General features: G+C 69.5%; 10 protein-coding genes and 1 pseudogene. 3 read left to right on the top strand and 8 right to left on the bottom strand.

Features of this window, described 5'->3' with window-relative positions:
• The first annotated feature begins 108 nt into the window (after positions 1 to 108).
• Both AB0J12_RS36645 and AB0J12_RS36640 read left to right on the top strand, forming a co-directional pair.
• Positions 109 to 660 carry an ATP-binding protein gene (locus tag AB0J12_RS36645; protein WP_363269054.1) on the top strand — a complete coding sequence of 184 codons (552 nt, stop codon included), beginning with the start codon at positions 109 to 111 and terminating at the stop codon, positions 658 to 660.
• A pseudogene (locus AB0J12_RS36640) lies at positions 657 to 1,624 on the top strand (arabinan endo-1,5-alpha-L-arabinosidase). Before AB0J12_RS36645 ends, AB0J12_RS36640 begins: the two are co-directional and overlap by 4 nt.
• A 13-nt stretch (positions 1,625 to 1,637) precedes the next feature.
• Here the strand turns inward: AB0J12_RS36640 and AB0J12_RS36635 are convergent.
• From AB0J12_RS36635 to AB0J12_RS36600, 8 genes are all read right to left on the bottom strand, one after another.
• Positions 1,638 to 3,026, bottom strand: coding sequence for a histidinol-phosphate transaminase (locus tag AB0J12_RS36635; RefSeq protein ID WP_363269053.1), 1,389 nt, complete (start codon positions 3,024 to 3,026; stop codon positions 1,638 to 1,640).
• A 106-nt stretch (positions 3,027 to 3,132) separates the two neighbouring features.
• A complete protein-coding gene (locus tag AB0J12_RS36630) occupies positions 3,133 to 4,296 on the bottom strand; it encodes an aldose epimerase family protein (RefSeq protein WP_363269052.1) in 1,164 nt (387 codons plus the stop codon).
• 64 nt (positions 4,297 to 4,360) lie between these two features.
• The gene (mmsB, locus tag AB0J12_RS36625; RefSeq protein WP_363269051.1) at positions 4,361 to 5,608 is read right to left on the bottom strand and encodes a multiple monosaccharide ABC transporter permease; all 1,248 of its coding nucleotides are present in this window, start codon (positions 5,606 to 5,608) and stop codon (positions 4,361 to 4,363) included.
• Positions 5,605 to 7,164, bottom strand: coding sequence for a multiple monosaccharide ABC transporter ATP-binding protein (mmsA, locus tag AB0J12_RS36620; protein ID WP_363269050.1), 1,560 nt, complete (start codon positions 7,162 to 7,164; stop codon positions 5,605 to 5,607). Before mmsA ends, mmsB begins: the two co-directional genes overlap by 4 nt.
• A gap of 32 nt (positions 7,165 to 7,196) precedes the next feature.
• Positions 7,197 to 8,303: a multiple monosaccharide ABC transporter substrate-binding protein gene (gene chvE, locus AB0J12_RS36615; protein WP_363269049.1), complete on the bottom strand. Its 1,107-nt coding sequence runs from the start codon at positions 8,301 to 8,303 to the stop codon at positions 7,197 to 7,199.
• A 166-nt stretch (positions 8,304 to 8,469) separates the two neighbouring features.
• Complete coding sequence (locus AB0J12_RS36610) at positions 8,470 to 9,438, bottom strand: hypothetical protein (protein WP_363269048.1); 969 nt, start codon at positions 9,436 to 9,438, stop codon at positions 8,470 to 8,472.
• Between the two features lie 152 nt (positions 9,439 to 9,590).
• Positions 9,591 to 10,595 carry an alcohol dehydrogenase catalytic domain-containing protein gene (locus AB0J12_RS36605; protein WP_363269046.1) on the bottom strand — a complete coding sequence of 335 codons (1,005 nt, stop codon included), beginning with the start codon at positions 10,593 to 10,595 and terminating at the stop codon, positions 9,591 to 9,593.
• Complete coding sequence (locus tag AB0J12_RS36600; RefSeq protein WP_363269045.1) at positions 10,592 to 11,749, bottom strand: mandelate racemase/muconate lactonizing enzyme family protein; 1,158 nt, start codon at positions 11,747 to 11,749, stop codon at positions 10,592 to 10,594. The genes AB0J12_RS36605 and AB0J12_RS36600 overlap by 4 nt, the downstream gene beginning before the upstream one ends.
• 200 nt (positions 11,750 to 11,949) lie before the next feature.
• On the opposite strand from AB0J12_RS36600, the gene AB0J12_RS36595 reads away from it, so the two are divergent.
• Positions 11,950 to 12,204 (top strand): hypothetical protein, encoded by a 255-nt coding sequence (locus AB0J12_RS36595; RefSeq protein ID WP_363269044.1) that lies wholly within the window; start codon positions 11,950 to 11,952, stop codon positions 12,202 to 12,204.
• Positions 12,205 to 12,249: the final 45 nt, after the last annotated feature.

Raw genomic sequence — 12,249 nt, 5'->3', positions numbered from 1 at the left:
ATGGTCACGCTCAGTGAGGCGTGCTGTCCACCCTGTCGCCGCGTACGCCCCCGCACCGTACGCGCTCCTCACCTGGAGAACTCGCCTCCCGCCCGCCAGATTGGGCGCATGACGAGACCCGCCACGCCCCAAACCCCGGTTACCGTACGTGTGTTCACCCAGCGCCTCAGTGCCACCCCTCGCGGCGCCCGGCTCGCCCGGCATCTCGCCCTGAACCAGCTGCACGACTGGGGGATCCCGCACGGCACCCGCACCTCCGACGCGGCCGCCGTGGTCGTCGCCGAGCTGGCGGCCAACGCCGTGACCCACGGACGCGTACCGGGGCGGGACTTCGAGTTGCGGCTCGTCCTCGGTGGCGGCCGGCTCCGGATCGAGGTCAGTGACACCCGCTCCGAAACCCAGCCGCCCCCGCCCGGCCGTATCCCGCCGGCCTCGCCGCCGGCCGACACCGGGCGCGGACTTCTGCTCGTCGAGGCGCTCGCCGAGCGGTGGGACGTGGTGGACCGGGATCCGCCGCCCGGCAAGACCGTCCGGGCCGAACTTTCGTTGCTGCGTGAACCATTGACGCGCACCGCCTTCGACTCTACGGTCCCGTCCGATGGCGCGATCATCGTTCGCAATACCGAACAGCGGACCCCCACCGAAGGAGCGTCCCCATGAGCCGCACGTCCCGGAGAGCCGCCCTCCTCGCTGTCCCGGCCGCCCTCCTCCTCGCCCTCGTCCCCGGCACCGCCTCCGCGTACCCCAACCCCGGCACCGTCTCCGGCAGCACCGTCGTGCACGACCCGTCGATGGTCCGTACGTCCGGCGGGCGCTATCTGCTGTACGCCACCGGAGGCGGGCTCGCGTACCGGACCTCCACCGACCGGACCGCGTTCACGGCCGGTGCCGACGCCTTCGCCACCAAGCCCGCCTGGTGGTCGTCGTACAACACCGAGGCCTGGGCACCGGACATCTCCTACCACGGTGGCAAGTACCTGATGTACTACGCCGTCTCGAAGTTCGGGTACAACACCTCCGCGATCGGGCTCGCGGCCTCCACCACCGGGCTCCCCGGCTCCTGGAGCGACTAGGCGTCGTCTACACCTCCACCACTTCCAGCGACTACAACGCCATCGACCCGAACCTCTTCGTCGACGACGACGGGAAGTGGTGGCTGTCGTTCGGGAGCTGGTGGACGGGGATCAAGATGATCCGTGTCGATCCGGCCACCGGGAAGCAGTACGCCGGTGACACCACCCGGTACTCCCTCGCTTCCCGGCCCACCGGGACCAAGGCCGTCGAGGCGCCCTTCGTCGTCAAACGCAACGGGTACTACTACCTCTTCGCCTCCTACGACACCTGCTGCGCCGGCACCGGCTCCACCTACAAGGTCAAGGTCGGCCGGGGCACCTCCGTCACCGGGCCGTACTACGACAAGAACGGCGTCGCCCTCATGAACAACGGGGGGACGCCGGTGCTGGAGTCCCACGGCAGCGTCATCGGACCCGGCGGCCAGTCCGTCATGAAGGACGTCGACGGGGACCTGATCGTCTACCACTACTACGACGGCAACGACAACGGCACCCCGAAGCTCGGCATCAACCTGCTGAACTGGAGCAGCGGCTGGCCCGTCGCCTACTGACGCGGCCGGCGGTTCAGCCCGCCCGGCCCATGCCCGCCGCGTTCGGCCAGCCCGCCGCCGGTGCCGCCGTCAGGCCGTCCGGCAGGCCCGTCGTACCGCGCACCTGGGCCGCCGTGAGGCCGCCCTGGGCCGGGACCCCCACCGGGGGCAGCGGCTGGGGCCACGGCTGGGCCGGCGGGAGCGGCACGCCCGTGCCGTTGGTCTGCCCGACCAGCCGGTCCACCGCCGCCGTGCCCGAGCTGTAGCCGTTCCCGGTGAACGGCTCGGGCGCGGCGGACTCCTCCCGGGACGTCGTCCCGTAGAGCACCTGTTCCAGGCCGGACACCAGCCGGCGCACGTCCGCCTGGGGGCGCACCACGAGCCGCAGGAAGCGGCTGGAGGAACCGATCTTGTTGCCGCACTCGCGGACCAGGACCCGGTGCCCGGTGAGCAGCCGGTCGCGCACCACGGTGCCCTCGGCGCCCACGGGCAGGCGCACGAAGAGGAAGTTGGCCTGGGAGGGGTAGACCGTCAGGCCCGGCAGGGCCGACAGCGCGGCCGTCATCTCCTGACGGTCGCGGCGGACCTGCTGAAGGCTGCGCGCGTACTCCCGGCCGTGTTCCCGCAGCATGAACACCACGTGTTCGGCGAAGGAGTTGAGGTTCCACTTCGGCAGCATCGATCTGACCCGGCCGGCCAGCGCGGGGTTGGCCACCAGGTAGCCGAAGCGGACGCCGTGCAGCCCGAAGTTCTTGCCCAGGCTGCGCAGGACGATCACGTTCGGGCGGAGCACGGCCTCCTGGACCACGGAGGGGTCCGCCTCCGCGTCCGCGAACTCAAGGAACGACTCGTCCACGACCACCAGGTCCAGGTCCGCCATCGCGTCCAGGAACGCCACCAGCGCCTGCTTGTGCTGGTAGCCGCCGTCCGGGTTGTTCGGGTTGCACACCACCGCCACGCGGCTGCCGCGGGTGCGGATGAAGTCGGTGTAGCGGGACAGGTCGAGGGCGAAGCCGTTCGCCTCCTGCAGAGGGAACATGTCGACCCGCTTGCCGGTCTCCATCGGCTGGTCGGTCCAGCGGCCGAAGGCGGGCACCGGCACCGCGAGGGACTCGCGGACCAGCAGATGGTCGATCCAGGTGATCAGCTCCGTGGAGCCGTTGCCCATGGCCACGCAGCTCGGCGGCAGGCGCAGCAGATCGCACAGCTCGGCGGTGATCGTCTCCGCGCCGCTCGGGTAGTACGTGAGGATCTCGTGGAGCCGGGCCGCCAGCTCCTCGAACATCGCGGGGGTGGGGAAGTACGGATTGCAGGGGATGCAGAAGTCCAGTGGTCCCGCCCCGTCGCTTTCCCGCGTCAGCGCCGCCATCGAGGGACTGTGCGCGGCGTGCTCACGGAACAGCGAGGTGACGTTGTCTGCCAAGGGAGGCCTCCGTGTCCAAGGGCGGCCCGTGCCGGAGGAGCACGGGCCGCCCTTGTGTACGCAGGCCGGTGGGGCGCTGTTCAACGCTCTCGCCGCAGCGCCGGGTTCACGCGGAGAAGCGGTGGACCGTCCGCGTGCGGTACGTCTCGCCCGGGCGCAGCACCGTCGAGGGGAACGCCGGCTGGTTCGGGGAGTCCGGGAAGTGCTGCGTCTCCAGGCAGAGCGCGTCACCCTGCCGGTAGGTGCGCCCGGACGTGCCGGTGAGGGTGCCGTCGAGGAAGTTGCCGGAGTAGAACTGCAGGCCCGGCTGGTCGGTGGCGATCTTCAGGGTGCGGCCGGAGGAGGGGTCGCGCAGCGTCGCGACGTGCTCGGGCTCGGCGGTGATGCCCTTGTCCAGAACCCAGTTGTGGTCGTAGCCCTTGGCGAGGACCTGCTGCGGATGCCCGGCCCGAATGTCCCGGCCGACCGGCTTGGCACGACGGAAATCGAAGGGGGTGCCCGCGACCTTCGCCAGCTCGCCGGTGGGGATCAGGCCCGCGTGGGTGGGCGTGAAACGGGAGGCGGCGATCCGGAGTTCGTGGTCCTCGATGCTGCCGCTGCCCTCGCCGGCCAGGTTCCAGTACATATGGCTGGTGAGGTTGACGACGGTGGCCTTGTCGGTGGTGGCCGCGTAGTCGATGATCCAGTCGCCGCCCCGGGTGAGGGTGTACGTCACGGTCGCCCGCAGCGTGCCCGGGTAGCCCATCTCGCCGTCGTCACTGGTGCGGTGCAGGCGCAGCCCGACGTCGGAGCCGGAGGCGAAGGGCTCCACGTCCCACACCCGCTTGTCGAAGCCCTTGGCGCCGCCGTGCAGGCTGTTCTCGCCGTCGTTCACGGACAGTTGGTGGTTCGTGCCGTCCAGGGTGAAGCGGCCCTTGGCGATGCGGTTGCCGTAGCGGCCGATCAGGGCGCCGAAATACGGGCTCGACGCCACGTAGTCGTCGAGGTTGTCGAAGCCGAGGGAGACGTTGGTGCGGCGGCCGTGCCGGTCGGGTATCTCCAGCGACTGCACGATCCCGCCGTAGGACAGGACCTTCAGGTGGGTGCCGCCGTTCTCCAGCGACCAGCGGTACACCTTCGTGCCGTCGGCGAGCGTGCCGAAGTGTTCCTTCACCGGCCTGCGGCCTGGGGAGGCGGATCCCGTGGCGGCCTCGGCGGTGGTGCCGAGTGCCGTCGCGGCGATGCCCGCGGCCGCTGCCGAGGCGATGACCGTGCGTCTGTTCAGTTCCATAGGTGCGGCTCCTCATACGACGTCAAAGGAGGGGGCCCCGCCGGTGCGGCGGGGCCCCGGTGACTCACGAACCGGACTTGCGCTTGTTCCACACGTCGAACCCGACCGCCGCCAGCAGGGCGAAGCCCTTGATGACCTGCTGCCAGTCGGTGCCGACACTCAGGAGGTTCATACCGTTGTTCAGCACACCGAGGACGAGACCACCGATGATCGCGCCGAGGACGGTGCCCACACCGCCGCTCATGGACGCGCCGCCGATGAACGCCGAGGCGATCGCCTCGAGTTCGTAGTTCAGCCCCGCCTTCGGGGACGCCGCGTTCAGCCGGGCGGCGATCGCCAGCCCCGCCAGGGCCGCGAGCGCGCCCATGTTCAGGAAGACGAAGAAGGTGACCTTCCTGTCCTTGACGCCCGACAGCTTCGCGGCGGGCAGGTTGCCGCCGATGGCGTAGATGTGCCGGCCGAACACCGAGTTGCGCATGACGTAGCCGTAGCCGACGACCAGCACGCCCAGGATCAGCAGCACGATCGGGGCGCCCTTGTAGCTGGCGAGCAGCATCGTGACGACGAGGATCGCGGCGACGATGGCGACCAGCTTCAGCAGGAAGAGGTTGCGCGGCACCACGTCGAGGGAGAACTCCCGCTGCCGCCTGCGGTCCCGGACCTCCTGGACCACCGAGAAGACGATCAGCGCGATGCCCAGCAGCAGCGTGATGTTGTGGTAGTTGGTGTGCGGGCCGGCCTCCGGCAGGAAGCCGTTGCCGATCTTCTGCAGGCCGTTGGGGAACGGACCGAGGGTCTGCCCCTGGAGCAGGATCTCCGTGAAACCGCGGAAGATCAGCATGCCCGCGAGGGTGACGATGAACGACGGTATGCCGAGATAGGCGATGAAGTAGCCCTGTACCGCGCCGGCCACCGCGCCGGCCAGCAGGCACAGCACCACGGCGACGGGCCACGCCACATGGTGTTCCACCGTCAGCACGGCCGCGAAGGCGCCCACGAACGCGGTGACCGAGCCCACCGACAGGTCGATGTGACCGGCGATGATCACCAGCATCATGCCGATCGCGAGGACCAGCACATAGCTGTTCTGCAGCACCAGGTTGGAGACGTTGCGCGGCAGCAGCAGGTCACCGTCGGTCCACACCGCGAAGACGGCGACGATCAGGCCGAGCGCGAGCAGCATGCCGTACTGGCGCATGTTGCGGCGCAGGCCGCCCACCACCAGCTGCAGCAGGTTCTGGCCCGCCGCGCCCTGGGCCGGGCCGCCGCCCGGCGGTGCGGCCACCGGGCTCTTGGTCACTTCGGTGCTCATCGCGTCACCTCTTCGTCCTGGGTGTCCTTCGTCATCCGGCGCATCAGCACTTCCTGCGTGGCCTCGGCCCGCGGGACCTCGCCGGTGAGCCGTCCGGCGGCCATGGTGTAGATGCGGTCGCACATGCCGAGCAGCTCGGGCAGCTCGGAGGAGATGAAGACGACCGCCTTGCCCTGCGCCGCCAGCTGGTCGATGACCGTGTAGATCTCGTACTTGGCGCCCACGTCGATACCGCGTGTGGGCTCGTCCAGGATCAGCACGTCCGGACCCGCGAAGATCCACTTGCTGAGGACGACCTTCTGCTGGTTGCCGCCGGACAGCTTGCCCACCGGTTCGAAGACGGTCGGCGCCTTGATGTTCATCGACTTCCGGAAGCCCTCGGCGACCTGCCGCTCCTCGTGCTCGTCGACCACGCCCCGCTTGGCGACCTTCTTCAGCGCGGTCAGCGAGATGTTGCGGTTGATCGTGTCGATCAGGTTGAGGCCGTAGTGCTTGCGGTCCTCGGTGACGTACGCGATGCCGTGCTCGACCGCCTCCGCGACGGTCTTCGTGCGGATCGCCCTGCCGTCCTTCAGGACCGTGCCGCCGGCGTAGCGGCCGTAAGAGCGACCGAAGACGCTCATCGCCAGCTCGGTGCGGCCCGCGCCCATCAGGCCGGCGATCCCGACGATCTCCCCGCGGCGCACCTGGATCGACACGTCGTCGACGACCTTGCGCTGCTGGTCGATCGGGTGGTGCACGCTCCAGTTGCGGATCTCCAGCGCCGGGGCCGCGCCGGCCTCCGGCTCGTGCGGAGTGCGCTCGGGGAAGCGGTTGTCCAGGTCACGGCCGACCATGCCGCTGATGATCCGGTCCTCGGTCGTCTCCGCCGCCTTCACGTCCAGGGTCTCGATGGAACGCCCGTCGCGGATGATGGTGACCGAGTCGGCGACCTTGCGGATCTCGTTCAGCTTGTGCGAGATGATGATCGAGGTGATGCCCTGGCCCTTCAACTGAAGGATAAGGTCGAGCAGTTTGCCGCTGTCCTCGTCGTTGAGCGCCGCCGTCGGCTCGTCGAGGATGAGCAGCTTCACCTTCTTCGACAGCGCCTTGGCGATCTCCACCAGCTGCTGCTTGCCGACGCCGATGTCGGCGACGCGCGTCTCGGGGTGCTCGTCGAGACCGACCCGGCGCAGCAGCTCGGTGGCGTGCCTGAGGGTGTCGTTCCAGTTGATGAGGCCGCGCCGGGCGTGCTCGTTGCCGAGGAAGATGTTCTCGGCGATGGACAGATACGGCACCAGCGCCAGCTCCTGGTGGATGATGACGATGCCGTGCTGCTCGCTCGCCCGGATGTCCTTGAACCGGCAGACCTCTCCCTCGAAGAGGATGTCCCCCTCGTAACTGCCGGACGGGTGGACGCCGGAGAGCACCTTCATCAGGGTGGACTTCCCGGCGCCGTTCTCCCCGCAGATGGCGTGGACCTCGCCCTGGCGGACGGTCAGCGTGACGTCGGACAGCGCCTTGACACCGGGAAAGGTCTTGACGATCGAGCGCATTTCCAGGACGGGTCCCGCCATGGTCGTGCCTTCCAATCCTTCTCGGTGCCCGGTTACTTGAGCTGGCCGGCGGTGTAGTAGCCGCCCGCGACCAGGACCTTGTCGTAGTTGGTCTTGTCGACGCTCACCGGCTGCAGCAGATAGGCGGGCACGACCTTGGCGCCGTTGTCGTAGGTCTTGCTGTCGTTGACCTCGGGCTTCTTGCCGTTCAGCACGGCGTCGACCATGCCGGAGGCGACCTTGGCGAGCTGACGGGTGTCCTTGTAGACGGTCTGCGTCTGCTGCCCGGCGATGATGGACTTCACCGAGGCCAGCTCGGCGTCCTGGCCGGTCAGCACCGGCAGCGGCTTGCCCGCGGAGCCGTAGCCGTCGGACTTCAGCGCCGACAGGATGCCGATGGAGATGCCGTCGTACGGCGACAGGACGGCGTCGACGCGGGCGCTCTTGTAGGACTTGGTCAGGATGTCGTCCATGCGCCGCTGGGCGGTCGCGCCGTCCCAGCGCAGGGTGGTGACCTGGTTGAGGGAGGTCTGGCCGGAGCGCACGACGAGCTTCTTGCTGTCGATGTACGGCTTCAGGACGCTCATCGCGCCGTTGAAGAAGTACTTGGTGTTGTTGTCGTCGTTGGAGCCGGCGAACAGCTCGATGTTGAACGGCCCCTTGCCGCTCTTCAGGCCCAGCTTGTCGGCGATGTAGTTCGCCTGGAGCTGGCCGACCTTCTCGTTGTCGAAGGAGGCGTAGTAGTCGACGTTCGCCGTGCCGAGGATGAGCCGGTCGTAGGCGATGACCGGGATGTTCGCGTCCTTGGCCTGCTGCAGCACGTTGCCCAGGGACTTGTTGTCGATGGCGGCGACGATGAGGGCCTTCACGCCCTGCGTGATCAGGTTCTCGATCTGGGAGACCTGCTGGTCGGGGTCGTCCTCCCCGAAGACCAGCTTGGTCTGGTAGCCCTTGGACTCCAGGTCCTTCTTGACGTTGTTGCCGTCGGCGATCCACCGCTCGGAGGACTTCGTCGGCATCGCGATGCCGATCGTGCCTCCCTTGGCGGACCCCGAGTCCTCCTTGCTGCCGCCCTCGCCGCTCTGGCCGCAGGCGGTCAGGGTGAGGGCGAGCGAGGCGGCTCCGGCTATCGCGGTCAGTGCGGCTCTGCGGTTGCGCATGGCGTCTTCCTTGATGTCGAGCACGGCCGACGGCGGCTGTGCGGCAACGCTGTCAGGAGGTGGTGCGGGGGGAACCGGCGAACGGTGGTGCGGGGAAAGGGGACGAACAGACGTGTGGGATTGTGTTCGGCTACGTCGTCTTCTGTGAAGAGGCAGTTGCGAAAATTTATGAACGTGTTTCGAACCGCTGGAGCTCGCCGGGCAGCCGGGACCCCAGCGGAGCCATGTCGTCGCCGGCTCCGTGCCGGGCGAGCAGGTCCAGGGCCAGCCGGCCGCGCCGCACCCGCTCCTTGGCCGTGGCCAGCGTGACCTCCCGCAGGTGGTGGCCGTAGGGGTAGATCGCGGGCGCCTTGGACAGGCCGAACTTCAGATACAGGGGAGCGCCGCGCCGGATCAGCTCGGCCACCTCGTACATCCGGACATAACCGCCCAGGTCGTCCGGCGCCTCGATGTACATGTCCATGGGTGCGGCGGACGTCCGCCGGATCTCGGTCAGGTGGTCCAGCGTCAGATCGCTCGGCACATTGACCGAGTCGGCGCCGAGCCGCTCGTAGACCGCGTACGCCGCCGGGTTGACGGGGCCGATCAGCGCCGAGACCTTCAGGGTCGTGTCGGCCGCGATGACGCCCTGCACGCGCGCCCGGTGCAGTGTCCACAGCACGCCCTCGTCGGCCACCAGCAGGCACTTGACGCCCAGCTCGGTGGCGCGGACCGCGTCCTCGACGCAGCCGGCCACGGCGTCGTGGCCGCGGGCGCGCAGCCCGGCCCCGCGCGAGTCGGTGCGGGTCGAGCCGCCGATGTCCCAGGTGCCGCGCGGCCCGGTGAACAGGCACAGCTCGATGTCACGTTCGGCGGTGGCCTCGACCATTTCGGTGATCTCGGCGTCGCTGAGCATCCACACGCCGCTGCCCTGGCTGATGCGGTGGATCGGCACGTCCAGCCGAGAGGCCTCCTTCAGCACCACCGCCAGTGCCTCGGGGCCCTCGCACGAGGGGATCTCGGTGCGCCAGCGGCCGCCGCCGGGGAAGGTGTACGGCGAGGCGTCGGCGGGGTCGGGGGCGGGCGCGCCCAGGCCGAGCGCGGTGAGCGCGGGCTCACCGGGGCGACGGGCTGCCGTGGCGGAAGCGTCGGTCACAGTTGTCCTTAGTGTCCTGGTGTCCAGCAGACCTGGACGTTCGATATGTCGGACGAGGTTCGCGGCTCATGGCGTGCGGGGCTGGTGGTACGCCGGTACGGAGACCGTCAGGTCGCCCCCGTACCGGCGTACGTCTTCGGCGGAGCGGTGCACTAGGGGTGCAGAAGAACCTTGCCCACCTTCGGATCGCCGGACCCCACCAGCTCCATGGCCCGCGGGAACTCGGCGAGCGACAGTTCGTGCGTCACCAGCGGCACCGGGTCGAGCAGCCCGGCCGCGAACACCCGCACGGTGTGCGACCACGCGTCCGGCGGCGCCCCGAAGACGGTGTGCACCTCCAGCTGCCGTACGACGAGATCGGTCGGGTCCAGTCCGTCGGCGCCCGGCGCCGGGATGCCCGTCAGCACCAGCCGCCCGCCGCGCCGCAGCAGCGCGGCGGCCGTGCGGGCGGCGTCGGCGGACCCCGCGGTCTCGATCACGACGTCGAAGTCGCCGGGAAGCTCCTGCTCCTTGGTGCGGAAGTCGGTGGCGCCGAACTGCCGCGCCAGCGCCTCCCGGTCCCTCCTGGTGCCCACGACCAGCAGTTCGGCCGGGGAGCCGGCGCGCAGGAACTGCACGGCGAACATGCCGAGCGTTCCGGTGCCGACCACAGCGACCCGCTCGCCGGGCCGGGCGTTCGCCTTCAGCGCGGCGGCCGCGATACAGGCGGCCGGCTCCAGCAGGGCGGCCGCCGTCAGGTCGGCGTCGTCGGGCAGCACGTGCAGCAGGCGGGCCGGCAGGGTCAGCGTCGGCGCCATCGCGCCGGGCTGGGTGAACCCGGTCTCCTCGTAGCCGTCGGTGCACAGGGTGGTCTCGCCGGCGTGGCAGCGGTCGCACACCTGGCAGTTGCGAAAGCCCTCGCCGACCACCTTGCGGCCGGTCAGACCCGCCGGGACACCCGGGCCCACGGCCTCGACGGTCCCGGACCACTCATGACCCGGCGTCAGCGGGTAACGGACGTACCCCTCGGGCCGGTTGCCCTGGTAGACCTCGCGGTCGCTGCCGCAGATCCCGACCGAGTGCACCCGCACCAGCGCCTCGCCGGCCCCCGGCTCACGCGGGGTGTGCGCGGTGAGCCGGTGCTCGCCGGGCGCCTCGATGACGACGTGGACGGTCACTGCGCGCCCTTCGGCTGCCGCTTCTCCCAGCCCTCGGCCCACAGGTCGAAGCGGGCCTGCTGCTGCGGGAACTCGGCGGCCGCGTCCACGTCCAGCTCGACGCCGAGCCCCGGCGCGTCGGACAGGTCGAAGTAGCCGTCGACGACCTCGGGCGCGCCCTTGACCACCTTCTTGATCTCCGCGTCGGCGAAGTCGTTGAAGTGCTCGAGGATCTTGAAGTTCGGCGAGGTGAAACCGACCTGGAGGGACGCCGCGGTGAGCACCGAACCGCCCACGTTGTGCGGGGCGATGAGCATGTAGTGGGTCTCGGCGGTCGCGGCGAGCTTGCGCGTCTCCCAGATGCCGCCGATGTGGCCGAGGTCCGGCTGGATGATGTCCACGGCCTGGCTGTCGAACAGCTCCCGGAACTCGATCCGGTCGTGGATGCGCTCACCCGTGGCCACCGGGATGTCCACCTTCGCGGCCACCTTCTCCAGCGCCTTCAGGTTCTCCGGCGGCACCGGCTCCTCCAGCCAGGCCGGCTGGAAGGGCGCCAGCTCCTTGGCGAGGCGCACCGCGGTGGCGGGGGAGAAGCGGCCGTGCATCTCCAGCATCAGCTCGGTCTCCGGACCGATGGCGTCCCGCACCGCCTCGATCAGCGAGACCGCGTACAGGGACTGCTGGTGGTCGAGCTCGAAGTGCCCGGTGCCGAAGGGGTCGATCTTCAGCGCCTTGTACCCGCGCTCCACGACGCCCTGCGCGGCCTTGTGGTACGCCTCCGGGGTGCGCTCGGTGGTGTACCAGCCGTTGGCGTACGCCTTGACCTTGTCGGTGACCTTGCCGCCCAGCAACTGCCACACCGGTACGCCGAGGGCCTTGCCCTTGATGTCCCAGCAGGCCATCTCGACGACCGCGATGCCGGACATCACGATCTCGCCGGCCCGCCCGTAGTCGCCGTACTTCATGCGCTTGACGAGGTCCTCGACGGCGAACGGGTCCGAGCCCAGGATGTGGTTGGTCTCGGCCTCCTTCAGGTAGCCGAGGAGGGCGTCGGTGTGGCCCAGCATCCGGGTCTCTCCGACTCCGGTCAGCCCCTCGTCGGTGTGCACCAGGACGTAGGTCAGGTTGCGCCACGGCGTGCCGACCACGTGTGTGCTGATTCCGGTGATGCGCACGGCAGTTGCCCTCCGCTGTTCGAGATTTCGTCACACGTTCGAAATGCTGGCGTGACAGTAAGGACGGGGCGCCGCCACCGTCAAGGGGTTCAACGCGTAACGGTCTCGAGACTTTCGGTGAGCGGACCCTTGCCTTCCCACACAACCTTCACAACGGTGCCTAGGAACGTTACCCAGGGCGCACCTAGTCTTCCCGCGTCATGGACTTCTGCCACTCCTGCCACCGCCACCTCAACGGCGCCCTCGCCTGCCCCGGCTGCGGCGTGCCCGTGGACCAACTGCGCGCCCACGCCGAGGAGCCCGCGGGGCAGGAGTACGCCTACGGGACGTACGACCACGACGAGCAGGGCGCGGAGGATCCGCCGGACCGGGACGCGCCGGACGACACGCCGGACGCCAGGCTGGACGCCCCCGCCGGCCGACGGCTCCGCGGCGCCGGGCCACGCTGGTGGTGATGCTCGATCGCCTGCCGGGCAAGGGGGTGCGGATGGAGGATACGG

It is taken from the genome of Streptomyces sp. NPDC049915, from assembly GCF_040656475.1.
Classification (GTDB): domain Bacteria; phylum Actinomycetota; class Actinomycetes; order Streptomycetales; family Streptomycetaceae; genus Streptomyces.
The sequence above is the reverse complement of the archived record's forward strand: the minus strand, read 5'-3'. Positions and strand labels throughout refer to the sequence as shown.

Coding starts and splice junctions, on each gene's coding strand:
- AB0J12_RS36595 (WP_363269044.1), top strand. CDS start 11,950: ATGGACTTCTGCCACTCCTGCCACCGCCACCTCAACGGCGCCCTCGCC.
- chvE (WP_363269049.1), bottom strand. CDS start 8,303: ATGCGCAACCGCAGAGCCGCACTGACCGCGATAGCCGGAGCCGCCTCG.
- mmsA (WP_363269050.1), bottom strand. CDS start 7,164: ATGGCGGGACCCGTCCTGGAAATGCGCTCGATCGTCAAGACCTTTCCC.
- mmsB (WP_363269051.1), bottom strand. CDS start 5,608: ATGAGCACCGAAGTGACCAAGAGCCCGGTGGCCGCACCGCCGGGCGGC.
- AB0J12_RS36645 (WP_363269054.1), top strand. CDS start 109: ATGACGAGACCCGCCACGCCCCAAACCCCGGTTACCGTACGTGTGTTC.
- AB0J12_RS36630 (WP_363269052.1), bottom strand. CDS start 4,296: ATGGAACTGAACAGACGCACGGTCATCGCCTCGGCAGCGGCCGCGGGC.